At 33.7% G+C, this 24,737-nt stretch carries 22 protein-coding genes and 4 pseudogenes; 10 read left to right on the plus strand and 16 right to left on the minus strand.

Going from position 1 to position 24,737, the window contains the following annotated elements:
- Positions 1 to 69: 69 nt before the first annotated feature.
- The 7 genes and pseudogenes from B5P40_RS18630 to B5P40_RS18660 form a co-directional block, all read right to left on the minus strand.
- Positions 70 to 1,812, minus strand: coding sequence for an amidohydrolase (locus B5P40_RS18630; protein ID WP_113709605.1), 1,743 nt, complete (start codon positions 1,810 to 1,812; stop codon positions 70 to 72).
- Positions 1,813 to 1,893: 81 nt separating this feature from the next.
- Positions 1,894 to 2,715, minus strand: a complete 822-nt coding sequence (locus B5P40_RS18635; protein WP_113709606.1) for a MerR family transcriptional regulator — start codon at positions 2,713 to 2,715, stop codon at positions 1,894 to 1,896.
- A 44-nt stretch (positions 2,716 to 2,759) separates the two neighbouring features.
- Entirely contained in the window at positions 2,760 to 3,737 is a 978-nt protein-coding gene (locus tag B5P40_RS18640; RefSeq protein ID WP_002128426.1) for an agmatine deiminase family protein, read from the minus strand.
- A gap of 229 nt (positions 3,738 to 3,966) precedes the next feature.
- Complete coding sequence (locus B5P40_RS18645) at positions 3,967 to 4,899, minus strand: bestrophin family protein (protein ID WP_113709607.1); 933 nt, start codon at positions 4,897 to 4,899, stop codon at positions 3,967 to 3,969.
- A gap of 178 nt (positions 4,900 to 5,077) precedes the next feature.
- Positions 5,078 to 5,499 (minus strand): annotated as a pseudogene (gene psiE, locus B5P40_RS18650) (phosphate-starvation-inducible protein PsiE).
- A gap of 176 nt (positions 5,500 to 5,675) precedes the next feature.
- On the minus strand, positions 5,676 to 6,839 hold the full coding sequence (locus B5P40_RS18655) for an agmatine deiminase family protein (RefSeq protein WP_002167874.1): 1,164 nt from the start codon (positions 6,837 to 6,839) through the stop codon (positions 5,676 to 5,678).
- 300 nt (positions 6,840 to 7,139) lie between these two features.
- Entirely contained in the window at positions 7,140 to 8,267 is a 1,128-nt protein-coding gene (locus B5P40_RS18660) for a serine hydrolase domain-containing protein (protein ID WP_088032392.1), read from the minus strand.
- A gap of 261 nt (positions 8,268 to 8,528) precedes the next feature.
- On the opposite strand from B5P40_RS18660, the gene B5P40_RS18665 reads away from it, so the two are divergent.
- Positions 8,529 to 8,756, plus strand: a complete 228-nt coding sequence (locus tag B5P40_RS18665; RefSeq protein WP_113709608.1) for a hypothetical protein — start codon at positions 8,529 to 8,531, stop codon at positions 8,754 to 8,756.
- A gap of 94 nt (positions 8,757 to 8,850) precedes the next feature.
- Here the strand turns inward: B5P40_RS18665 and B5P40_RS18670 are convergent, their stop codons facing one another.
- The gene (locus tag B5P40_RS18670) at positions 8,851 to 10,077 is read right to left on the minus strand and encodes an MFS transporter (protein ID WP_113709609.1); all 1,227 of its coding nucleotides are present in this window, start codon (positions 10,075 to 10,077) and stop codon (positions 8,851 to 8,853) included.
- A gap of 112 nt (positions 10,078 to 10,189) precedes the next feature.
- On the opposite strand from B5P40_RS18670, the pseudogene B5P40_RS18675 reads away from it, so the two are divergent.
- From B5P40_RS18675 to B5P40_RS18685, 3 genes and pseudogenes are all read left to right on the plus strand, one after another.
- Positions 10,190 to 11,040 (plus strand): annotated as a pseudogene (locus tag B5P40_RS18675) (LysR family transcriptional regulator).
- Positions 11,033 to 11,545 (plus strand): DUF3916 domain-containing protein, encoded by a 513-nt coding sequence (locus B5P40_RS18680; RefSeq protein WP_113709610.1) that lies wholly within the window; start codon positions 11,033 to 11,035, stop codon positions 11,543 to 11,545. The pseudogene B5P40_RS18675 and the gene B5P40_RS18680 overlap by 8 nt, the downstream one beginning before the upstream one ends.
- Before the next feature lie 93 nt (positions 11,546 to 11,638).
- The gene (locus B5P40_RS18685; protein ID WP_113709611.1) at positions 11,639 to 12,316 is read left to right on the plus strand and encodes a YdcF family protein; all 678 of its coding nucleotides are present in this window, start codon (positions 11,639 to 11,641) and stop codon (positions 12,314 to 12,316) included.
- A gap of 54 nt (positions 12,317 to 12,370) precedes the next feature.
- Here the strand turns inward: B5P40_RS18685 and B5P40_RS18690 are convergent, their stop codons facing one another.
- The 3 genes and pseudogenes from B5P40_RS18690 to B5P40_RS18700 all read right to left on the minus strand — a co-directional run bounded on the left by B5P40_RS18690 (position 12,371) and on the right by B5P40_RS18700 (position 15,174).
- Positions 12,371 to 12,730: a hypothetical protein gene (locus B5P40_RS18690; protein ID WP_113709612.1), complete on the minus strand. Its 360-nt coding sequence runs from the start codon at positions 12,728 to 12,730 to the stop codon at positions 12,371 to 12,373.
- A gap of 87 nt (positions 12,731 to 12,817) precedes the next feature.
- A pseudogene (locus tag B5P40_RS18695) lies at positions 12,818 to 13,414 on the minus strand (hypothetical protein).
- A 140-nt stretch (positions 13,415 to 13,554) separates the two neighbouring features.
- On the minus strand, positions 13,555 to 15,174 hold the full coding sequence (locus B5P40_RS18700) for an FAD-dependent oxidoreductase (RefSeq protein ID WP_113709613.1): 1,620 nt from the start codon (positions 15,172 to 15,174) through the stop codon (positions 13,555 to 13,557).
- A 533-nt stretch (positions 15,175 to 15,707) separates the two neighbouring features.
- Here B5P40_RS18700 and B5P40_RS18705 point away from each other — a divergent pair.
- The 5 genes from B5P40_RS18705 (at position 15,708) to B5P40_RS18725 (ending at position 20,269) form a co-directional block, all read left to right on the plus strand.
- Complete coding sequence (locus B5P40_RS18705; RefSeq protein ID WP_113709614.1) at positions 15,708 to 16,052, plus strand: ArsR/SmtB family transcription factor; 345 nt, start codon at positions 15,708 to 15,710, stop codon at positions 16,050 to 16,052.
- Positions 16,053 to 16,070: 18 nt separating this feature from the next.
- Positions 16,071 to 17,069 (plus strand): NADP-dependent oxidoreductase, encoded by a 999-nt coding sequence (locus B5P40_RS18710; RefSeq protein WP_113709615.1) that lies wholly within the window; start codon positions 16,071 to 16,073, stop codon positions 17,067 to 17,069.
- 177 nt (positions 17,070 to 17,246) lie between these two features.
- On the plus strand, positions 17,247 to 18,713 hold the full coding sequence (locus B5P40_RS18715) for a protein adenylyltransferase SelO (RefSeq protein WP_113709616.1): 1,467 nt from the start codon (positions 17,247 to 17,249) through the stop codon (positions 18,711 to 18,713).
- A 276-nt stretch (positions 18,714 to 18,989) separates the two neighbouring features.
- On the plus strand, positions 18,990 to 20,084 hold the full coding sequence (locus B5P40_RS18720; protein WP_113709617.1) for a response regulator aspartate phosphatase: 1,095 nt from the start codon (positions 18,990 to 18,992) through the stop codon (positions 20,082 to 20,084).
- Positions 20,081 to 20,269: a Phr family secreted Rap phosphatase inhibitor gene (locus tag B5P40_RS18725; protein ID WP_002142645.1), complete on the plus strand. Its 189-nt coding sequence runs from the start codon at positions 20,081 to 20,083 to the stop codon at positions 20,267 to 20,269. The genes B5P40_RS18720 and B5P40_RS18725 overlap by 4 nt, the downstream gene beginning before the upstream one ends.
- Before the next feature lie 46 nt (positions 20,270 to 20,315).
- Here B5P40_RS18725 and B5P40_RS34065 read toward each other — a convergent pair.
- From B5P40_RS34065 to B5P40_RS18750, 5 genes and pseudogenes are all read right to left on the minus strand, one after another.
- Positions 20,316 to 20,527: pseudogene (locus B5P40_RS34065) on the minus strand (hypothetical protein).
- Between the two features lie 350 nt (positions 20,528 to 20,877).
- Positions 20,878 to 21,483: an FMN-binding negative transcriptional regulator gene (locus tag B5P40_RS18735; protein WP_113709618.1), complete on the minus strand. Its 606-nt coding sequence runs from the start codon at positions 21,481 to 21,483 to the stop codon at positions 20,878 to 20,880.
- A gap of 245 nt (positions 21,484 to 21,728) precedes the next feature.
- Positions 21,729 to 22,076: a DUF4260 domain-containing protein gene (locus B5P40_RS18740; RefSeq protein ID WP_113709619.1), complete on the minus strand. Its 348-nt coding sequence runs from the start codon at positions 22,074 to 22,076 to the stop codon at positions 21,729 to 21,731.
- A 6-nt stretch (positions 22,077 to 22,082) separates the two neighbouring features.
- Positions 22,083 to 23,474: an FAD-binding oxidoreductase gene (locus B5P40_RS18745; RefSeq protein ID WP_113709620.1), complete on the minus strand. Its 1,392-nt coding sequence runs from the start codon at positions 23,472 to 23,474 to the stop codon at positions 22,083 to 22,085.
- 135 nt (positions 23,475 to 23,609) lie between these two features.
- Positions 23,610 to 24,008, minus strand: a complete 399-nt coding sequence (locus tag B5P40_RS18750; RefSeq protein ID WP_002033617.1) for a DUF2871 family protein — start codon at positions 24,006 to 24,008, stop codon at positions 23,610 to 23,612.
- A gap of 201 nt (positions 24,009 to 24,209) precedes the next feature.
- Between B5P40_RS18750 and B5P40_RS18755 the strand changes: the two genes are divergently transcribed.
- Positions 24,210 to 24,713 (plus strand): GNAT family N-acetyltransferase, encoded by a 504-nt coding sequence (locus tag B5P40_RS18755; RefSeq protein WP_002137638.1) that lies wholly within the window; start codon positions 24,210 to 24,212, stop codon positions 24,711 to 24,713.
- The last annotated feature ends 24 nt before the right edge of the window (positions 24,714 to 24,737 follow it).

Here is a 24,737-nt window from a genome sequence, read left to right on the forward strand (position 1 = left end):
GTTCAGTCTAAACTTTGACATCGTGTTAAGGTCCACAGAAATATATTAACTACTTCATAAACTGATTCTTTATTTTCCCTTGTGATACACTACTTCTCCTTGTAAAACCGTCACTAAAACTTTCGCATTCGGAATCTTATCGGCACTCATTTTAGTAATATCTTCATTTAGTAATACCATATCGGCTGATTTACCTACTTCAATTGAACCAGTAATATTATCAAGACCTAATGCTTTGGCGGGCTTAATTGTATATGCATCAATAGCTGCGTATACATCAGACAAGCCCTTTTCATCAATACTTAGTGCATTCGAAATCGTCACAAGTGGATTTAGTTCATTTACATCCCAATCACTACTAAGTGATACGTTTGCTCCTGTTTTCCAAATGCGTCCTAACGGCATAATTCGTTTCATCTGTTGATTTGAAAAATACGCACTTACCCAGCTTTGTTTAGGATCTTCTGCAAAATCATGGCCTACTTGGAAATCAGCACTAATACCTAACTTAGCAAAACGATTTATATCACTATCTTCTACCATTTCCACATGTGTAAGCGTATAAGGTTGATTCGCCCCTTCTTTTTTCGCTGCTTCAATTGCATTTAAACTTTCTCTTACTCCGCCATCTCCAATTGTGTGGATGAGTGCACCGTAACCAATTTTATTGAGTTCACTCAACCACCACTTCATTTTTTCTTCTGGAATATAGTTCAAACCGTACGGTGTTCCTTTAAACCACTCAAATTTATATTTTTCTAGTATTTTAGCTGTGCTGTTAATGCTAATTCCATCACTATACATCTTCACTTGATTAATAAGCATTCTAGATGATACATCATCACGCTTAATTTTTTTGAAATACTCCATTTGCTCTGCTTCATTTAAGTTCGGATATACCCACGGACGAAGTACTACTCGCGACGTTAACTTTTTCTCATCATTAACTTTATTCCAAACATCTAACCAGCCTCGTTTCCAATAAAGACGTCCATCGCCGACTGTAGTAATACCATTCTTCGCAACCTCATCTAAACCGTCTAACAAACCTTCATAATTTTTTTCAAAGAGATTGGGCTGGGAATTCCATGCTTTTTCCATCACGATATCCCCTGCTGTATCATACAGAAGCCCGAAAGGTTCTCCTGTTTCTGGATCCCGGATGATCCTTCCGCCTTGCGGATCTTTCGTCTCTTTATTTATTCCCGCTACTTCCAATGCTTTTGAGTTAACCCATACAGAATGAGAAGTTCTTTCCATAATTAATACAGGGTTATTAGGAAATAACTCATCAAGAACTTGTAATGGCGTTTGTTGTTCTGATTTTTCTTCCATATCTTTTAACAGCTCTTCCAAACTAAATCCTGTTCCGCTTATCCATTCGCCATCTTTCACATCTTTTTTACAAGCCTTTAAATACGAGCGTTGTTCTTGCAGCGCAGCATCCGGTGAAACACTACAATTCCCTGCTGCTGGTGATTTCGCCTCAAATATATGATTGTGATTGTCCACAAAACCAGGAAGAATAAAACGTCCTTGTAAATCCACCACTTTCGTATCTTCATTTATAAATCCTTCTACATCTTTGTTTGAACCAACAAATGTAATTTTCCCTTCTTTAACGGCTACAGCCTCTACAATGTCTTGCTTGTCATTTGAAGTATAGATTGTACCATTTTTAAACACTACATTTTTTGGCAACTGATTTGGTAGAACGAAGCTACCATTCTCACCTTCTCCTACTCCAGGAGTACACGCTGAAACCCATGTCATACTTAGAATCAGACAAATAATCATGATTGTTCTTTTCATATTCTTTCTCCTTTTTATTATGATGAATTACTTACATAAATAGAATAAGGATTGACATAATGTTAATGTCAATCCTTATTCTCAGTCTATTTTCGTAACTAAAAAACAAATTTGTGTCACATACTCCTCTACTAAACAATCACATTCAGGTCCCTTTATGTAGACCTCATATGGTGAACCATCTATTACATAACCATTTCTTTCAATCCATTTTTCTAACGCAATATAAGCGTAGCCTATATAGTCATAACTTCCATAATGCATAGTAGTAACGATTTGATGTGGATTTAATTTTTTCATTTCATATTCTTGTACTACATCTTTATTGTTCCCATGCATGACCGGAATCCTTAATTCAACATCACTTTCATTTGGAATATACTCTTCATCATAAAAGACCGTAGAGGGCGAACCGACCATTTGTAAGTTATGCTTTTGTACTTTTTCATATAAGTCATAAAAATAATCATCCATATCATCTATATTTATTTGCAGTCTTTGAGCAATTACTGTTATTTCATTTCTCATTCCAATAAATATATCGTAATTTCTATGACAAGCAGTATTTAAAGCATGATTCATATTTACCATTTCATTCATTTCTGAAATAACCTGTAAATTTTGTTTCACCTCATGAGACAACTCTATAATTTGTGATTGCATATGTTTAATAAATGAATCTTGATCTGATGATTGAAGAATTATTTTGATTTTCGGTAAAGGAAACTTATACTCCCTTAGCTTTTTAATTTTCAGCGCTATTTCAAGCTGCCCTTGCTCATAATATCTATATCCATTTACCGGATTCACATATGCTGGTTTCAATATTTCCTCTTTATCATAATGCCTTAGCATCCGTGTACTCATTTTACAAATCCGCGAAAACTCAGTAATTGTATACATATAAATACCCCTTGAATACATTTTCTTATATATAAGCTTATTTATTAAAACCAATCAAATATTTTTCTGATTGAAGAACCTTCATTCTGATCGTTCAGCCTTTTCATTTTTGAAGGTAACAAATGACTAGGACAATACCACGTTAAACAATTCATCGCGCCTCCCATTGTCGATATTTCTCCTACATGACTTTGAATAACTTGTTTCTCAGTATGCTGTTGAATATATCTTAAAACTTCCTCATCTTTAGCTAATCCAAACTTAGGAACGTAAAGCGTATCACATGTTTCTAACATATTTATATATAAACCTTTTGCTGACGCTATCTCTTCATCGTATTGCCCCTTCTCTGTATATGACGAAGGAACAACTATAAATTCAGCCTCTGGCATTTGCTCTTGAATAATCTCTTGAACCTTATATCTAAATTCATGATCCCCTAAAAAATCACTAATAAACATTGTATGTTCATCAATAAATTTAACCATCCCGTCTGCGTGTGCAAGTACATCTCCCTCTTCAGCAGGAATAATAATAACCCGACTCACATCTAAATCCCATTCCAGTTGCTCTATAATTTCTTCTTCCGTCCAATCATAATTATCATCAAATATGCGTTCCGTTAATATAACGGTATCTTTTTTATTCCAAATAAGATTTCCACCGTCTAATATCAATGGAGATGTCACATATTCAAAATCGTTCTTTTTCAACCATTTATTAAATTGTTGATCTAAATATCGTCCTTGATCTTTCGGTAAATAATTCGGTTGATATTTGAATTTAACTAGATGATTTGTTACAACTGGTGCAACATCTCTTAGCCAAATATCATCATACTCAAAAAAGTTTGTATGAAAGTCTTGCTCTTCAACAGATAAAGATATAAGTTGATCGGTAAATGCTTTATTTTCATTTAAGTATTCATTAAAATAAATAATGTCTTCATAAAATGGTCGATAATATTCATTCGATTCATCTGGTATTGCAGTAAAAATAATGCCACTATGTTTTTGTTCCATATTACTTACCTCGCTTTTTAATAATGATTGAATAACTGTTTTCAATAAGCCAACTATTCCCCAATTCATTTCTCTTTTCATTACAATTTTTGAAACGTGCACATTTCATGAATGGATTATAGCACGGAGAAATATTATATATTTATATAAAAAATATAAAGCCGTCGTTAAGCCGTAAACTGACTCTTGACAAGATTTTTAAATTTTAATCGTCGTACACAATGAAGGATTAGATGATTTTTTTATCAAGATTCAAATCCATTACTTCTAATAGAGCGTTTTGATTATATAAATTCACTAAATGCGTTTCTACACCAATGCAAATCCCTTCTAGCGGCAGATCGTTTGGATCTTGACCAAATGGATCCTCAATTTCAACTCCTATTGCTTCAATCCCTATAAATGCAAAACTTATAAACGTAGTTGCAAGTACTGTAAACCATCCAAGACTATCAACAAGACCAATCGATAAAGTCCCGCAAAATATGAGCAGTAAAATTTTAATATGAGCAAAATAAGCAAAAGGAATAGGCGTTGTTTTGATCCGATCACATCCACCCACAGCCATAAGCAGAGTATTCAAATCAGCTTCCATATTAATTATTGCATTTGGGTGAATTTGACCCGTTTTCAAACCTTTTGATAGTATAGTTTTTAACATAAAAACTATACTAATCGGTAAATGAATAGACTCAGCCAACATTTCTTTTTCCTTCTCAGAACAAATATCAAACAATGCTTTTATTTCGGATAAATCTTTTTCGTCTCTCAAATGTCCTTTCGCTATCTTTGGAAAAGCAATTAACAAATGTAAAAATTTTAATTTTTCCTGATTCGTCTTTTTCCCTTCAGACTCCCAATAACATAAAAAACTAACTGCCAAATTTCTAGTACAAGCACCAACCGTGCCAAATAACTTTCTACCTTCCCAATACCTATCATAGGCAGTGTTAGTACGAAAAACTAACAGTAGACCTAAAGCTCCTCCAACAATTACCCAAGGAGTTTGATTAATTTTTATTTCTACATAATAATAATTAATCACAGTTACTATCGTTGAAATACATATATATAATAAAATTTGCGGGAAAATATCTCTTATAACTGTTCCCTTTAATGTAAATATTTGATGTAAACTATTTTGATTATTGTAATGAACCATACTTACAAAAACCTCTTTCCTTATTAACCTTTTATTCTTTTAAATTATGAAAGTATACAATTAAATAGTAGAATCATAAACCCTATTATTATAAAACTGGTTAAGATTATTTCTTTCAATACTGTTACTCCTTTTTACCAAAAGATAAAACATCTTTTTTGATTTAAACAACAAACGTTCACTCTTCTAAATCACGACGCATTATTTTAGAATTTGCAATGAATAAAGCACTAATTAATACAAGAATCGCGCAAGCATATATCAATGAATCCATTGGACTATCATGGTCTATAATAATTAGACGAACAATAGCCGTAATACCTATATATATATAAAATATCGTAATGGAAAATGAAAGTTCATTTGAAAATACTTTATAATCATTACGATGAATTCAAAATATAAAAAGAATACGACAATGCTATCAATTAAATGATAACTAGATTCCTCACTATTTAATTTAAGTTCTTGTATAAATTGAATGACTTCTTTCATAAGAAACACACTTAAAACAATTCCCAAACAGATCAAAGCTACATTTATAATGTACTGTAGAACGATAGGGAAAAACGAAAATACTCTTTTAAAATTCTTTACCACAAACATTTTTCTCCTTTTCCATATAAACCAATAATGACAATATACTTTTATTCAATTATCGTTACATTGAAATTATACATTCCATTCTTGTTACAGATGTTAAAACAAGACAAAATAAGTAAAGATAGCATTTCACCTATTTTGTCTATAAAGCAACATAACGAAACTATAATCGATTACTTCAATTGAATCGGTTGTTGCTGTGTCACACAATGGATCATTCCGCCATTTTTATAAAGCTCTCTCACATCAATTCCCACTACTTTACGATCCGGGTATAATTTCTGAATCGTATCGTTTGCGATTTTGTCATTTGGATCATTATAGTTAGGAACCAATACAACTGTATTCCCAACATAATAATTGATATACGACCCCTTATAATCTAGAGTTTTTCCACCTTCTAAAGTAACTTTATCTTTACTAAGCGGTAAGTATTCGTACTTATATTTCTGTCCTGAAGCATTTTTTGCATCTAACAATTTATCCATATCTTTGTTTGACAAGCCCCATTCAGCCAAGTCATCTTCTGCCATCGTTACGATTGTAGATTTATCATGGAATTTAGCAAATCCATCAATATGAAAATCAGTAATATCTAAATTAGGCACTCCATCTAACCAAATAAAGTTTGTCACCCCAAGGTCACTTATATATTTTTCAATTTCCGCTTCTGATAAATCAGGATTTCTATTTTTATTCGTTACTGCGCTTCGAGTTAATAAAGCAGTCCCATTGCTGTCTAATTCAATTGCGCCACCTTCAAGGACAAATTTCCCCCAATCAATTCTTTCAATCCCTAATTGTTTACTAACATTCTCACGTATACGGGCATCATTTTTATATGGAGTTTTCTTTCCCCAACCATTAAATGCTGGATCTAATATTTTTAGATTTTTATTATTGTCATAAACAAAAATCGGTCCACTATCTCTTGCCCACACATCATCAGTAGGAGCGATAAAGAAATCAACTTTATCCATATTCAGCCCCTTATCTATTAAAAGCTTATTGATTCGCTCTTTCTCTTCCTCATCATATGCAACAATGTGGACTTTTTCACCCTCAGTTAAAGCACTTGCCATCTTAATCCAAATAGGTTCAACTTCTTGTTTATACTCTTGACCATATGTGTATTCATGAGGCCATTGTAGCCATGTACCTTCATGTTTATCTTTTTCATCCGGCATCGTATATTTTCCAGCGTTTTTCTGTACCTCTACTTTTTTATCCTCTTTCTCTTTCCCTTTGGCATTTTCATTATTCCCTTCAAAAGAACATCCACTAATAATCGTTGTAGATAATGTAGCTATTAAACAAAACTTTACTATTTTTTTCATTTTTCAACCTCCTGTTCATGTCTACAATACTGTAAGGCTTAACATAGTGTGAAGCTCAAGCTTTTTCATCAATGTAAAAATTACCAATTATTCTTCCGCATGATAATCACATAATTTCAATACAAATAGATGACATTCACAAAATACACTTCCTATATTTAACATCCATATCATTTAACTTCCTTCATAAATTTATTCTAATACTAATCCCCTCTCATACATGCTTGTTCACTAAATAAAACATTACTAAATAAAAAAATCGGTATTGATAATTTTATATCAATACCGATTTTTAAATAATTATTTTCCTTCTATTAAATCATTCGCTAATTTCCTAAACTCTTGATTAAATGTATCATTCATACCATTTTGTACGTTAGAGAATAATATTACAAACGTTCTTTTATCCCAGTTAAAATTATTAAAAGTGTTCCAGCCAGCTAATACACCGTGGTTATGATAATAATCTGGGTAAATATAGAAGCTAAATCCATATTTTCTCGCAGGTGATACTGTAAACATATCTGATAAGCTTTGTTTAGAAATCAGCTTTCCATCCATAATAGCCTCATCTAATCTTTTCATATCTTCAACGGTCGTATACATTTCACCACAACCATACAGCCAGTTCATTTTTAAGCGGGGTGCAGCTATTAACTCATTATCTTTTTTCGTGTAACCTTCTGCTAAGAAAATATCTTCAGGGAGAGTTGCACCCATACCAGATTCATTCATTTCAACAGGAGTAAAAATGTTTTCTTTCACATATTCAGCAAGCGGTTTATTCGATATCTTTTCTACAATATACGCAAGTACCATATAATTATAATCTGTATATTTCCATCCTGTCCCTGCAGGAAATTGCAACTTTTGCGCTCCAATCCACGTTACTAACTTTAAACGTGATGCCGCATCAACACTACCTTGTCCCTGATCTGGTAACCCGGACGTATGTGTTAACAAATTTCGTAACGTAATGTTTTTATCTGCTGGAAACGATGGAATATACTTATTTACATTGTCTTCAATATTCAATTTCCCTTTTTCTCTTAGCTGTAATATAGATATTGCAACTACTGTTTTCGTTATGGAACCGATGCGATATTTTGTTCTTGGCGTTGTTAAAACTTTATCTTTTATATTCGCATACCCGTAGCCTTTTCGTAAAACCACATTATTTTTATCCGTTACGAGAACCGTTCCGTTAAATCCTTTATCTTTTAAATATTGATCGAGTTTCGTTGCTGCAATATCATAACGTTTTTGCTGATTCGCATCAACTTTCGGTTGAACATTTCCAACTTTATCCTCAAAATTTGAAAATGCCTTCAAACTGTATTTCTTTTCTTTATTTGCATGTATGAGTGCAGCGACACTCCCACAAAAAATAGCAAAAACAAAGAAAGCGATTAACCATTTCTTAAACATATGGGAACCCTCTTTTATCTAGTTTCACTTTATACTTTTCCATTCTATTATATATCTTTTAGTTTTTAAATATCTTATAATCTATCTACTCTATTATTCCTCATAGTAAACTAGATTCCTTTTTCTAACGTTCAAATTTTAACTACTCTCTATTGTAGTTCTTTTTTACAAAATTTCCACCTTACAATCGGATACATCCAACTTTAATTTTAATTTTTTATGTAACATTCGTTACACATTAACAAGAATGGAGGCGTTAATTTGAAAAAGACCGATAAGCGCAATCGTTTAGATGATATGATGTTTCATTATCGAGTAACAAAAAACAATACAGTTTCAATTGAATATTACGGAAAACAGATTATGATTTTAAAAGGAAATGATGCTGAAAAATTTTTAAACAAAATAAATCGGGCAAGTAACGAAAAAGAAAAACAGCTTATTATGGCCAAAATTACAGGTAATTTCAAAAGAGGGAATGAGCGTTAATGAAAACGAATCTCATTTATAACTTGATTATACAACATATTAAAAAAGAAATGTCACTCCCACGACATTTCTTTAGATTTTCTTCATAAAAGATTTACATTTTTAATATTCGTTTACTTTTACATAAACTCACTGCTGAAACGCTTATTAATGCAGCTATCCCCATCCATGCATATGTGTAGCCTTTTCCATCTACTATATAACCAAACAAAGCAGGCGCAAAGATAATAGCAATTTGATTAAGCGTAAGCGCAAAACTCACTGTTACGCCTACCGATTCCTCACTTGCAGACTCAGCAACTTCAACCATAAAAAGACTAAACCAACCGATCGCAAAGAACCCTAGCAGTCCGCTCATCACAAACAATGCCTCAAGTGCCATTGTCTTTATACTCATTACAACAACTAAAATTAAGCAAAAAGAAATACATACAGTTATTAATAAAGGTGTACGACGATCACCTTTGTAATATGTATCACTTATTGTAGCTAATATAATTCGCCCAATCATTCCTGCAACTAGCATAACTGAAAATACTTTCCCTGCTACAATAGGTGTTATCGATTTTTCAATGACTAAAAATTTTATAAAATGTCCGACTAATATCATTTGTAAAGAAATCATGCAAATACCTGTAATAAAAATTGGATACAGCTCTTTTTTACATATTACCTTTTTTAACTGCATCCAAAAAGAAATACTTACATTTTCTTGGCTCGTGTGTTCTCGTACGTACGATTCCTTATAAAATATGAAAAACAATAACCCGCCTATTATACATATAGTTGCAATAACATTTATCGTATAAGATAAACTAAATTTGATTGTAAGCAAAGGGATTATTACTCCTGCTAATGCCCCGCCAATAGGTATACCAGCTTGCCGTATTCCCATAGCTAATCCGCGCATTTCTTTCGGAAACCATTTCAAGATTACTTTACTTCCCCCTGGCTGAGATACGCTATAAAAAGTTCCTATTAAAAGAAGGACAAATAATAGCCCAATAAAGCCCCTTGCCATATGAGCAAGTAAAAGCGCCCCGCCAAGTAATACAGTGCTCGCTCCAATTAATATTCTTTCGTTATATCGATCAAGTAACCTTCCGGCAAAAAGCATACAAAACAGCGGACCAATATTTACAGAACTTATTAACAACCCAACCTGCATATTCGAAAGTACATATTTCTGTTTCCAAAATAAAGCGAGTACCCCTACTCCATATGTTATAAGTGTTGCACTTGCCTGTGCTACCGTTGCCAAAGTTAACATGATCCATTTATTAGAACCACTGTACTTTTCAATTTTTTCTTCACTTATCAACGTTATCTCCCCCATATCCCTTTCATTGTATGAAGGTTCTGATATCATGTAAAATAAGTGTTAATAATAGAATCCATCAAAAAAATTGATACCTTTTTCGGGGTGATAATAAATGGACATAAAAGATTTAACGGTTTTTTACGAAGTTGCGACAGTAGAAAATATATCTCATGCTGCTAAAAACTTAAACTATGTACAATCAGGTGTAACGATGCGTATAAAACAACTAGAAATTGAGTTAGGTGTGCCTTTATTTTATCGAAATGGAAAAGGCGTTACTTTAACTTCTAACGGAGAAATTTTATTAACATATGCAAAACAAATCATCCATCTAATCGATCAATCCATTCAAGCTGTCCAAAGTAACGGAACCGAGCCAAAAGGCACGTTAAAAATCGGGTGTACAGAATCGACAACAGCCGTTCGTCTCCCGCCTATATTAACGACCTATTATGAAAAGTATCCAGAAGTTGAATTGATTCTAGAAACAAATACGACAGACCAATTAACTCAGCTCGTTTAGAGCGAAAACTAGACGGGGCTCTTATCGCTGGAAATATTCAGCATACTGAACTTCATACACTTTCATTTCGAGAAGAAGAACTCGTTCTCATTAGCAAGACTCCTCTATCTTCCTTTAAAACAATAGAAGAACTGAATTTACTCACTTTTAGTCAAGGTTGTTATTACAGAAAACTATTAGAAAACTGGCTTCAAGAAGAAGGGATTTCACCTAAAAGAATACTAGAGTTCGGAACAATTGAAGCAATACTTGCATGTGTAAAATCAGGTATGGGTACGGCTATTATGCTGAAATCTATTATTCCAGATTACGAACATGGTTTATCTTTAAATACATTACCAAATCACTTTAGAAAGGTTCCTACTACTTTTATTATTCGAAAAGATATTTTCCACTCAGCTGCCTTGCAAAAATTTATGGAGATGATCAACAATGCGTGAAAAGAAAATACGCGGAATGAAACGAAAAACAAAAACTCTTATAAAAAGAATTGAAGACGCCACTAAAGCATTTCCGTCTACTTTCTATAACGATGAATACTGGCATATGTCTTTACCAGGCTCTCAAGCTTTTATCGATTCTAATAAAACACCTAGGAAAGTAAAAGGATTGTGTATTCAAACTTTATTAGATAGAGCGGATCTTTTAATGAAAATGAAACCGAACGATACAAATACATATCGAGTCGTTGTTATGATCAAAATAGCAAGCTTATGGAACTCACAAATCATCATATTTAAAAACGATGACTACTTTCAAAATTTTTTCAATAGAGATAACGAATTTCAAAAATGGATTCCTCTCTCTAATGCTTCCGACTTCGGGCATGAATGGAAAATATCAATTTCTAACAGTGTCCAAACATTGCATTTCCAAGAGATAATCAAGGATGAAGATAAATTTTATGATGAAGGAGAACTTTTGTTTATAGGAGAGTTATCATAAAAGGGGAACTGTCAAATGAAAAACTTCCCTTTTTCCACTAAACAACATCGCTATATAATGAATTTAACGTTTCACTATATAGGAGGTTTTCATATGGTAATCCCTAAATATCCTGAAGTCCCACATCTTACGAAAAAACAAATTGAAGAAATAACCGAAATCGCTTTCCTAAAAAAATCAACACCACAACAGTGTGATGCAATTTTCGTTTTCGGTGGTTCCCATCCTGGTAATTGGCAAGCTCCTTTACATGCTTATCAACAAGATTTAGGTGCACAAATTATCGTCACAGGTGGTACTAGTTTACATGGAATGAAACATCCAAACTGGAATTATGGAGATTTATCAGAATCAGAAGTAATTGTTAACAAGTTAATTGAACACGATGTACCGGAAGATGCTATCATTTTCGAGAAAAACTCTCTCCATTCTATCGCAAATGTAATTGAAGCTAAGAAGATTTTTGATTTTACAACAATTAATAGTTTATTGTTTGTATGTAAAAGTTTAGGAGCAGGTCGGCAATATAGAGTATTAAAAAAACATTTGCCCCAAAACATAACCTGTATTCCTTATACATTTGATACAAGCTTTGATGGTGAATTTGTTATTAATAGATATAATTGGATGGAAAATAAAAAAAGTCGTTCTATGATTTTTGGAGAGTACTTAAGAAATGTTTGCTACGGCCGAAAAGGTGGTATTGAGCCACCTGAGAAAGAGATTGAAGGATTAGAAAAATACGTATCATATTACCAACATCTTGCATAATATTTTTCAACATAAAAAATATCGGGAAGCCAATATAAAGGTTTCCCGAACATTCTAATGATGCATAAATAACACTAAAATTACTTTTCCTTTTTCATTCCCCCACATTTCAACAAAGAAAAGATAATCTTTTGGGAAATCTTCTAAAGATACTGGTTCATCAGTAAGACAAATATTATTGTGATATTTTGTATCCCATTCGGCTCTCACATCATCTATTGATTCACGCTCTAAATTACTTCTTCGATCGTCAAAATAATTGGATATAAACACTTCTTCTATTCCACCGTTATAAATCATTTGTTTCAGTTCTGCCAACGTAGGATTATTAGAATATATTTTATTTGAGACTACGATGTCATTGTTGTATAACCGCTTACTCTCATTGTCTATAAAATAACCTTTTCTTCTCATAACGCTCAGCCCTTTATGTTCATTTTATTATACAGATAAGGCATAACTAGCGATATATTATCATAGACGCCTACCATTGTACACATATTAAGCCAATGCAGACGGCGGCAATAATTGTGGTCCTTCCCCCATACGCGCCAATACCCAATTATCGTAATACTACATTTCTGTTCGGCGGCGGCTCATCATATAATCCCAGCATACCTCGCGCTCAAATTCGATGATTTGTCCGTTACCACCAATTGTCACCCAGTTAAAACTTCCGTTATCATGCATCATCTTTACCCATAGAACAGGAAACTCCACAGTTTGTCCACCGTCAACACACTGTGGAGTTTGTTTTTCTATGCGAAGCAAAGTTAGGCCATTTGCATATTGTCGATCAACCTTTTCCATTACATCCATCGCTATTTTCTCTGCCTCATCCTTATGAGGCAGTTTACTAGAGTATACGGGCATCATGTTCGTATAACTCAACAAGTATTTACCATTTTGAGAAGTAATCGTTGTAATATGAGAATCACCATAATTCAGTGGTTCTTCTGCTTGATAACGATGTATTTCAACATTTACGCCATCACGTAATTCTTCATGCTCATGCACTAATTTTATATACTTCGGAATTGGTACTAACATTGAAACTTCTTTACTGCAGTTTTGAAAAGTATAAAATTGATTAGCCATTAAGCATCTCTCCCTTTACTCGTTTCGTTTTGAAATAATGCTTTCGGTACTTTCAAATAATATTTTTATTTTGTAAGTTGAAAGAGAAATATAAAAACACAGGAAGCATTGTCTTATACAAACAACACTTCCTTATTTAATTAAAAATTACATAACAAATTGTTCATCACCTCTTTAAGTACTATATCTGGATTTACTACCGCTTTTTCCGTACGCCATCCAATAAAGCCATCCGGTCTAATTACTACAGCTCCTTCATGCCCTATCCCATATAATTCACTAAAAACATTTTCTTGAGCAACAAAGTCTCCACTTAAACCCACCCGATATACTTTTATACTTACTCCTAATTCAGATAAAACGTCATGTGCAGCTTCATTCCAAGCACTAGGCTCTGCTCCAGTAAGTAACACAAAGTTGCTACCAAATAGATCAAGTATAGAAACTTCTTTTCCTTCATAAGTTCCCCAAAAATGTGGCGCACGCGTTCCCGGGCGTCCGTTCAAATCAACTATATTCATTCTATGCGGTGTGTTACATTCGTCTATAATTGCTTCTGAGCAATACTGATAACCAGCAGTGACAGCTAAACTATCCATATTACTCAAATTACCTTCCTCTCTATTCGCAGCACGAAATAATATACTACTCGCATGGTCCGTCGTTAATTTTGCAACAGGATATCTCTCGTCATGATATGTTTCTAACAATTTTGGATTTGCTTTCCCTTTTATAACAGCCGCTAATTTCCAAGCTAAATTATGTGCATCTTGTATTCCTGTATTTGAACCGAATCCTCCTGTTGGCGGCATAATATGCGCCGAGTCACCAACTAAAAAGATGCGATTGTCCTGAAATTTTACCGCTGTACTTTCACTCGCTTCCCACGGCAAAGCACTTACTATTTCTGGCTTAATATCCGTACTTCCAATTGCAGTTTGAATAATTTGTTTACAGCGTTCTATAGAGAAATCCTCTGGTCGCTCCCCTTTTACTGGATCATAAGCTACATGATAAATCCATTTACTTTCGTTATCGACTGGAATAAGCGCACCAATTACTTCTGGATGAAGTATCATAGTAAAACCGAATGCGTCTCCTTTAATAAATTCACTCAAATCCGCTTCAAAATATATGTTCATATAATAACCACCGATTGTACCACGGCCCTCGGTTAAAATACCTAACTGTTCACGTATTTTACTTTTCGCTCCATCTGCTGCAATTACATAATCACAATGAATCATACTCTCTTCTTTCGTGTCACGATTTCGAATAGTTGCTATTACTCCGTTTCCATTTTGCTCATTAGAAACTAGTTCATGATAAAAAGATAGCTTCCCGCCTAATCTCTGTGCTTCTTGTAACATCATCTCCTCTAAAGTAATTTGATAACAAGCAGTTTGTTTTGATGGGCTAATCTCTTCCACTTTACGAAATAAATTTTCATTATTTTCATACTGCGCCGCCCTTATTTGTTCCAACTCTTCATGCTTTACCTCAGCTATTGTTTGAACTGCAATTCTCCCGTGACAATTCTCTAATGCTTTACCAGCTAATCTAATTCCTTTTTCTAGACCCAGTTCTCGGAATAATTCCATTGTGCGAAATGTAATTCCACCCGCTTTCGGATGAATCGCAGTAGACGGATGCCTTTCAATAAGTACATAATCAATGTTATGTTTCGCAAGAAATAATGCAGACGATAATCCTGATAATCCCCCTCCAACAATTAAAACTGGTACATGTTTCGATTCCATACATTTTCCCTCCACATATATTCTTCTGAGCTCAGTGACATAAATATAATCAAAAAACCAACAAAAATATAGACTTATATTTCATTTTGAATTATCATATAGATAGATTACGCCCCAAATTACTTTTATCCTTTCATACATCTACAAGTCACTTAATTTGTGTGTGTATGAAAGGATAAAAAAGAAGGCCCTACTTTACTTTGAACTATTCTCTGATATAGACATCAAAAATAATAAAAACATTATAAGCGGTCGTAACCTTGTAAATTATACAAGGTTACGACCGCTTATTTTATTGTTAAATGGCTACCCTTTATCCTCGGCAGACATCGTATTGTTAAATCATTTTCTACCTTTCAACTCCATTATTTTCTATTCCCTATAATAACTACTCCATAATTTTCAATACGTAAAAATGGATTCGTCTCGATTTTCTTTCTCAATATTGCAGCTCATACAACATTCATGTAGCATTACCGTATCGATGTAATAGTTCATCATCTTAAACCTTTCGACTAATTATTGGAGGTATAGTGATTGAAATGAATAAACAAGAACAATTAAATGTTATTAAAGAAGATTTTATTAATTGTCAAAAAGTATTAGTGGCAATTGGTGACGAAACACGTCAAGCTATTTTGTTAGTTCTAATGAAAACAAAATGTCGAACTGGATTACGTGTTGGCGAAATCACTAAACAAACATACCTTTCTCGACCAGCAGTATCACATCACCTTAAGATTTTACGAGAAGCTGGTATTATCTTAATGCGTAAAGAAGGTACAAAGAACTTTTATTATATTGACATACGTACAAAATTAGGATTATTAAAAAATCTTGTATTAGATATTGAGAAGCTACTGCAAAACTTTTATTGAACTTTGGAGGTATAAGAAATGAGAGCAATGGTGATTGATAAGTACGGGAAAGTTCCAATGCGTATGACTGAGATGCCCACCCCTGAAATAAATCAGTATGAGGTGCTCGCAGAAATTCATGCAGCTAGCATTAACCCAATTGATTTTAAAATACGCGATGGAAAAGTGAAGTTGTTACTTAAATATAAAATGCCCCTTATTCTTGGTAATGACTTTTCTGGTGTCATTGTAAAAGTCGGAACAAAGGTGACTCAATTTAAAGTTGGTGATGAAATATATGCACGTCCAAGAAAAGATAAGATCGGTACTTTTGCGGAATATATAGCCATTCATGAAGATGATATAGCCTTAAAACCGAAAAATTTAACTTTTGAGGAAGCGGCGTCGATTCCACTCGTTGGCTTAACATCATATCAAGCATTACATGACATCATGCAATTACAAAAAGGACAAAAGATTTTGATTCACGCTGGATCCGGCGGTGTTGGTACTTTCGCAATTCAGTTAGCAAAAATAATGGGTGCCACTGTTGCAACAACTGCTAGTGAAGCTGGTGAAAATTTAGTAAAGTCTCTTGGCGCAGATGAAATTATTAATTACAAAAAAGAAAAGTTTGAAGATATACTGAAAAATTATGATGCGGTATTTGATACACTTGGCGGTACAACACTTGAAAAATCATTCGATATTATAAAAAGCGAAGGGAACATTGTTTCCGTTTCAGGAATGCCGAATGCTCGCTTCGGTAAAGAATTTGGTTCAGGATTTTTCAAAACACTCTTATTTTCATTAGCAAGCAAAAAACTTACTGCACTTGAAAAAAAGCATAATGCTCAATATTCGTTTTTGTTTATGAAACCAAGCGGAGATCAATTACGTATAATTGCAAAGTATATTGAATCTGGACAAATCAAACCTATAATCGATCGCATTTTCCCTTTTGAAGATACTCAAAAAGCAATGGAATATTCAGAGTCTGGAAGAGCAAAAGGAAAGATAATTGTAAAAATCAAATAATAATAAAACTCCATTTTTTTAAAATGGAGTTTTATTATTTGCTGTTAAATAGACATAGTACAATGAAGTCCTTACAATAGATTTCAAGGGGAAATATCATATTATACTTTTAGCTAATTTTACAAAGAATACATACGTACAAATACATAATAAAAAAATAAACAAGGAGGAGATAAAATGACTAAAAATAATGAAGCAGGTTGGAATTTAGATAATAGTTATACGACTTTACCACAATCATTTTATACAGAAATCCCCCCAACTCCTGTACACTCACCGGAGTTAATTAAACTAAATAATTCTTTAGCAATATCTCTTGGCTTTAATCCTGAGGAACTAAAAAAGGACGCTGAAATCGCCATTTTAGCTGGTAATACTATTCCAGAAGGAGCTCATCCACTAGCTCAAGCGTATGCTGGGCACCAATTTGGTCATTTCAACATGTTAGGAGATGGTCGTGCCCTTTTAATTGGAGAACAAATTACTCCTTCAGGCGAACGGTTTGATATTCAATTGAAAGGTTCCGGTCCAACTCCATATTCACGCCGCGGTGATGGTCGTGCTGCACTCGGTCCAATGCTACGTGAGTATATTATTAGTGAAGCGATGTACGCGCTTGATATTCCAACTACTCGCAGTTTAGCAGTAGTCTCAACTGGCGAACCAATCTATCGCGAAACGAAGTTACCTGGAGCTATTTTAACTAGAGTTGCAAGCAGTCATATACGCGTTGGAACGTTCCAATACGCCGCAGCTCGAGGCTCAATCGAAGATCTCAAAGCTTTAGCTGATTATACGATAAAAAGACATTATCTAGAGGTTGAATCTACTGAAAATCCATATGTCGCACTACTACAAGAAGTCATTAAGAGACAAGCAAGCCTTATCGCAAAATGGCAACTCGTTGGCTTCATTCACGGCGTAATGAACACTGACAATATAACGATTAGCGGTGAAACGATTGATTACGGTCCATGTGCCTTTATGGATAGTTATAATCAAGGAACAGTATTTAGCTCTATTGACACACAAGGCCGTTATGCATACGGAAATCAACCATATATGGCTGCATGGGATCTCGCACGTTTAGCTGAATCTTTAATACCGATACTACATGAAGATGAAGAAGAAGCACTAAAAATTGCACAAGATGAAATTTCAAAGTTCAGTGTGCAGTACGAAAACAATTGGTTCCTCGGAACGAAGAAGAAATTAGGACTATTTAGCAATGAAGAGCAAGATCAATCACTTATTGAGAAACTTTTAAAAGCAATGGAAAAATATAAAGCAGATTATACAAATACATTCCGTGCATTAACTGACAATATATTAGAAAATGCACCTTTATTTGAAAGTCCTGAATTTAAAGAATGGTACGAGCTATGGCAATCTCGGTTAGAAAGACAAAAAGAATCGAAAGATGATGCATACAAATTAATGAAAAATAACAACCCAGTAATCATCCCTCGAAACCACAGAGTAGAAGAAGCACTAGAAGCAGCTGTTAAAAATGGAGACTATAGCGTAATGGAGAAACTTCTTCAAGCTTTAGCAAATCCTTATGAATATTCTCAAGAACAAGCGGATTACTGCACGCCTCCAGCGCCGTCGAATCGTCCTTATCGTACTTTTTGTGGGACGTGATTGTTTCATATGTAAAAAGGTGTGTTCATACAAATTGTGTGAACACACTTTTTTTATACACTTCCCTTTTAAACAGATAGACTGAAGCATTTTATAGTTATCCTTACTATATTCCACACTCCCCTCCCTTAAACTAAAGAACAAAACTGACTTTATTCCAATTTGTTTAATAATAAATCCACTAAACAAATATTGAGAAATATAAAACCCCATTTCTAAATATTATTATTTTTGATAATATACTTTATAAGAATATTCAAAAAGTGAGGGGATTTCATGAACGTTCAACTACAAGGTAATGAACAAATTACAAAACTATTTAATGATTGGTATTTAGCTATGCTAAAGCAAGATGTTTCACAGGCAACGAATTTAAAGCATGAAATTGAGGAAAAGGAACTAAACTTTGAAGAAGATGAAAACTTAGCATTATATCATTCATTACTAGACTTTCGATTTAAAGTTTTAGCAGATAGTTTAAGCATTTCAAAACATAGTTTTGATAAGATAGATTCTTATGCAATCTCATCTAACCATTCACTTTCTTACTACTATCATTTATTTAAAGCTATTCATGCTACTTTAACAACAAGTTATAATTTAGCAAGTGAACATTATGAAAAGGCTGGAACACTACTGCTAAATGCCATTGATGATCTAGAAAAAGGTGAATTTAATTATCGAATGGCTATTTTCCATTATCACTTTTACCAGCCAATTGAAGCTATTGAATATGCAACCAAAGCGAAAGAATTCTTCATAAAAGCTGTAGGGTATGAAAAGAACGTCGCCTCTTGTGAAAGCGTATTAGGTGCAGCATTAGTATATTTAAAACAATACGAGCAAGCAGAGGAAAAATATAATTCAGCAATCAATATTTTACAGAAACAGGATGAAGAATCATTACTATTAAGAGTGCGTAATAACTTAGGATGGCTATATGCTAACCAAAACTTATCGACATTAGCTATTCGTCATCTATCTGAAGTGACAACAAAAATGCCGACACATTTTAAAGCAATTTTCTTACAAGCAAGAGAACATTCTAAACTTGGTGAAATAAATATCGCTTCAGAATTTATTAAAAAAGGATTGAAAATTTGTACAGAACTTAAGAATGAAGAATATATGCTTCACTTTAAAATTTTAGAGTCCCTTAACAATAACGAGTCAACTGAAGACTTAGAAAAAATTATTCTTGAAGGAATTACGTATTTCGACAAAGAATCTTTATATAACTACACTCAAGAATATTCAGAAAAGTTAGCCATTAAACTTTACGATGAAAATAATCATATAAAAGCAAGTGAGTATTTTCATAAAGCGTTACAAGCAAAAGAAAAAACATTTGAGAAAGGGGCATTAAAATGATAAAAAAAATTAGTTCTATCGTTTTAGGGTTATCTGTTCTAAGTATTGTATCTATCGGTCTCAATAGTTCATTTACATATCAAGCAGGCCATGCGGATTTCCCGGCACCACAAAGACCTGACTTTGTTCAATCCGTTGAGGTAAGTAAAGACTACAACACAACAACAGCTGAAAAAGCACTTTAAAAAATGAAAGACCTTCAATTAAGAAGGTCTTTTTAAATGCACTTATTTAGTTAATATAATCCAATATTTTTTCATAGCCAAACGGTAACACCCATGATACTAAACAGCCTATCATAATTGAAACACTTAATAAAAAAAAATAAATTTCCGAAATGATATATCATTCCTCTTGTCCCCCGTAAAACAAGCCTTTGTTATAACAAAAACAGTCATCATTATGATAATCGCTGAAAAGATGGCTACTAAAAACACTTCCATTTTGTTTCCCACTATAAAATATCCTAACTTTAATTTTACCATTAAATGAGTATAACAAAGACAAACTATTTCTTAATATACGGTTTTCTATATGCCTCCGACGGGATTCGAACCCGCACTCCTTTCGTAAGCATAGGCTAAGGGGAACACGCTTCCCTACGGAATTTCACCGACAGGAGTTTCACCTGTCTCAGCTTATTTGCTTTTCGGTGCTTCTGAAACCTTCGCCTTGCGACCCGGTTCTACACTGTTTTCCGGCGCTCTTCCCTTCTAGAGCTACGGAGGCAGTTTTTCTTTCAAGTAAAAAATATTTCTACAAAAATAGAAATATCCCTTTGTTTCATATGAAATCACTCTATTTCCTTCATCAATTCTGCAATCCCCCTACTTCCTTCACTACCAACTTTCTCAAGTTCTTCTACAACTAATTTCCGTCTCTCCACAGAATGATTTTGACTTAACTTCGCTTTTCCTTCTATTTTATTTATCTTTATTTTGAACCCAACTATTCCCCTACTTAATCCTTCCATATAATTCGGATCTACATCATTCAGTGAGTACGTGCTCTTTGGATTTTCATATTTATGTACTAAATCTTGAAGAGAATCTATTAATTCCTGTTCATCTTCAACAATTTCTAACTCTCCATATACATGCACCGCAACATAGTTCCATGTTGGTACTGCTTTATTTGTTTCATACCATGACGGCGAGATGTAACTATGTGGCCCTTGGAATATAGCGAGTGCTTGTTGATTCCCACTATCTTTCCACTGTTCATTCGGACGTGCGAAATGGCCATGTAAAGTTAGAGTCTCCCTATTTAATAACAACGGTAAATGCGTTGCATATGGTTCCCCGTTATGCTGAGAAAATAAAGTTGCAAAGCTATTTTGTTCAATCATTTCGTACTTCGTCTCTTCATCTTTTATAGTGAAATGTTTTGGTATGTACATAAGCTCCCTCTTTTCTTATCTTCTTATTTCCCATTATATTTACGAGATTTATTATTTGGCAGGGGCAGATTGTAATTGTTTTATAAGGTCAGTTCATATAGTAAAACCTCTTCTTCAAAAACAATAGGTGGCATTATATGATTTCTGCCACCTTAGTCTATTTTCGTATTGATACAAACTCTTCTATTCAACTATCCTTCATAGCTTTTTCTAATACATATTCAATAAATTCCGTTTTACCTAAGCTATAACCTCTGAATATGCGTATCCTTAAAATCAGTTTCATACTTCAATCCATACCCAAGCATTCGATCCATTCCAATATGTGCTGTCCATATTAAACCAACCATTAAAATTGTATCCATCTTTAAATAGGCCCCTATTAAAACAAGTAATATTGATATGATATATGTGTGAAATAGATTATAAATTTGTGCACCAACACGTTTGTTAATAGCGTACGCCACCATTGCTAAATCAGGTGCAAAAAGTAATACGATAAATAATAACCAACTAAATCCACATAATGCATATATATAAATCGCAGCTAATAAGACGACCAATCCTTCAAAGTGTATAATTCGTTTCTCCAAAATTCATCATTCCTTATCTGTTAGCTTGAAAATTTTATTCGGATTTAAAATATTTTGCGGATCAAGAGCTTTCTTTATTTTCTCCATTACCAATAATGCCGCACCATGTTCTTCTTCTTGATACTTCTGCTTTCCTATTCCAACGCCATGCTCTCCTGTACAAGTTCCGCCACGCTTAAGAGCATACAGTACAATACTTTCATTTATTTCGTCCGCTTTTTTCACTTCATCTTTATCATTTGGATCAATCATTAAGAGCACGTGAAAATTCCCGTCTCCTACATGGCCAAGAATACCACCAACAAGGCCCACCTTATCTAACGTCTCTTTCGCATTTTGAATCGCGCCAGCTAACTCTGAAATTGGCACACATACATCTGTACTCATTAGCTTTTTACCAGGGTAACTATGAACGTAAGAATAAGCTAAGTTATGTCTTGCATCCCATAATTTATTTCTTGCCGCAGTTTCAGTTTCAAAAGCAACTTCTTTACATTTATGATCAAAAACAATTTCCTTCGTAAACTCGATATCTTGCGTTAGCCCTGCTTCATTTCCGTGAAACTCTAAAAACAGTGTTGGTTCTTCTCTGTAATTTGTCTCATTATAATGATTTACTTGTTTCATAGATAATTCATCAACAAGTTCTATTCTCGCAATTGGAATACCAGCTTGCAGTATATTAATAACAGCTTCTACTGCATCATTTATAGTTGGAAACGATGCTCTCGCAGCCATAACATGTTCTGGTATGCCGTATACTTTTAATGTTAGCTCTGTAAAGCATCCAAGCGTACCCTCTGATCCTACGAAAATACCATTTAAATGATAACCTGATGATGACTTCGCCGCTAAATTGCCAGTATGTATCACTTGCCCATCAGCAAGCACCACTTCTAAATCACGAACTTGATCACGCATTACGCCATACTTAACCGCTGTCGTTCCGCTCGCATTCGTAGCAGCCATGCCTCCTAACGTTGCATCTGCACCTGGATCTACACTAAAAAACAAACCGTACTTTTTCAATTCTTTATTGAGCTGAGAACGAGTCACTCCTGGTTGTACTTTCACAAGAAAATCTTTCTCTCTTATTTCAAGTATTTTGTTCATTAATGAAAAATCAACTGTAATCCCCTTTTCATAAGGAATTATATGACCTTCTAAACTAGAACCTACTCCAAATGGAATGACAGGTTTTTTATGCTCACTCGCTACTTTTATTATTGCTCTAACCTCTTCCATTGTTTTTGGAAAAACAACTACATCAGGTAAACTACTATTATGGTAAGATTCATCTTTACTATGTAACTCTCTTACTGTCTTATTAACCACTACTTGATCTTCAGGAAGTACATCCTTTAATTCATTTACTAATCGCTCAATTGTTATTTCCATTACGCACTCTCCTTTTATATTATTTACTCTGCATTAATTATACCATTTTTATACATAATAATCAGAATAGTTAGATTCCTGAGGTTTTATATAAAAAAAGAACTTGCAGTATTCCCTACAAGTTCTTTTTTAAAACTATATTTTAGACGATTTTTTCAATAAAATCATAAACCAAACTAAAGTAAATGCCATCATAGAATGAGAGAACCCTACAATATAAGTTAACCCTTTAAAGTCCGCTCCATTTAGTTGAAGAAGTCCTCTCGCTGCTAGCGAACCTAACATTAAAGTTAATGCGATATTATGTAAAATAAACCAGTTATTAAATCCTTTCACTTCATGAAACGCGAATACTTTCGCTAATCCTAAAGCAATTAAAAAGAAGAAAAAGCCAAGTACTAACGTATGCGTATGCAAAAGATTTAATAAAGTAGAGCCTAAAATCCCTTTATATTTCCCATACTCCCTAGCAAATATTCCTGACAATAAACCGATAATCAAATAAGTAAACGATGCATTATATAATTTCTTCATTATGTACCTCCTTGAGTAGAATGTGTAGTGTGTCATATTTAGTAATAATGATACTTATACAATCAATCCTAATTATAAAATATCCTTTTATACAAAACAATCGAACTTTATGTGAACAGTAACTCTCAATTAAAATAACTTGCACTTTTATTTCGCACAATCCATACTAATTGTTATAACTTTTAAAGGGGGTGCAATAGATTGATAGTTCTTGAAACTGAAAGACTCACTCTTCGCTGGCTCGATGTAAAAGATGCTCCGTTTATTCTTGAATTAGTAAATGATCCTGCATGGATTCAATTTATTGGTGATAAAGGCATTAAAAACTTAGAAGATGCAAAAAAATACATCTTAAACGGACCCGTCGATATGTACAATAAAATGGGCTTTGGTCTTTACTTAGTTGAACGAAAAGAAGATCTCACTCCACTTGGTATGTGCGGCCTTATTAAAAGAGATTCATTAGAAGATGTTGATATCGGCTTTGCTTTTTTAGAAAAATTCCGTTCAAAAGGGTACGGCTATGAATCAGCTGCTGCAGTAATCGAATACGGTGTACAAAAGCTCGGACTGAAACGAATTGTAGCAATTACTTCTATAGATAATGTTGCTTCAGGCACGCTGTTAGAAAAAGTAGGATTGCGATTCGAAAAAATAATTTCAGACTCAGGAGAAGATCTAAAATTATTCGGGTATAACGCATAACAAAAAAGGGTCGCCATTCATGGC

Origin of the sequence: Bacillus sp. SRB_8, assembly GCF_003264205.1 — a bacterium.
GTDB classification, from domain to species: domain Bacteria; phylum Bacillota; class Bacilli; order Bacillales; family Bacillaceae_G; genus Bacillus_A; species Bacillus_A mycoides.